Source organism: Streptococcus sp. GMD6S (genome assembly GCF_000297015.1).
On the sequence record NZ_AJRH01000235.1, the window covers coordinates 1 to 641 of the forward strand.

The window sequence follows — 641 nt, forward strand, 5'->3', positions numbered from 1 at the left end:
GCTCGCATGACAGAATATTTCTCCGTATTTTCATAGACTTTACCAGACTTACGCATACCAGCTGTATCAATCATGGTAAACTCTTGTCCATCCGTATCTGTAAAATGAGTATCAATGGCATCGCGCGTTGTTCCAGCTACTGGACTAGCAATCACGCGGTCTTCTCCCAAAATAGCGTTAATCAAACTTGATTTTCCAACGTTAGGACGGCCAATCAAGCTAAATTTAATCACGTCTGGATTTTCTTCTTCAACTTCGTGTGGTAGATTTTCCACAATGGCATCCAGCACATCACCCGTACCGATACCGTGGACAGACGAAATTGGCAGCGGTTCGCCCAATCCTAGCGCATAGAAATCAAAAATATCATTTCGCATTTCTGGGTTGTCAACCTTGTTAACGGCAAGGATAACAGGTTTATGGGTTTTATAGAGTTTGCGAGCTACGTACTCGTCCGCATCTGTAATCCCTTCTTTACCAGACACCACAAAAACGATGACATCCGCTTCTTCCATAGCGATTTCTGCCTGGTGCTTGATTTGTTCCATGAAGGGAGCATCGACATCGTCAATCCCTCCCGTATCAATCATACTAAAGGAACGATTGAGCCACTCACCCGTTGCATAGATACGGTCACGTGT

General features: G+C 44.5%; 1 protein-coding gene. It reads right to left on the reverse strand.

Annotated elements, in window-relative coordinates:
* The coding region (locus GMD6S_RS09895) for a GTPase (RefSeq protein ID WP_000318833.1) at positions 1–641 on the reverse strand (641 nt) is incomplete at both ends.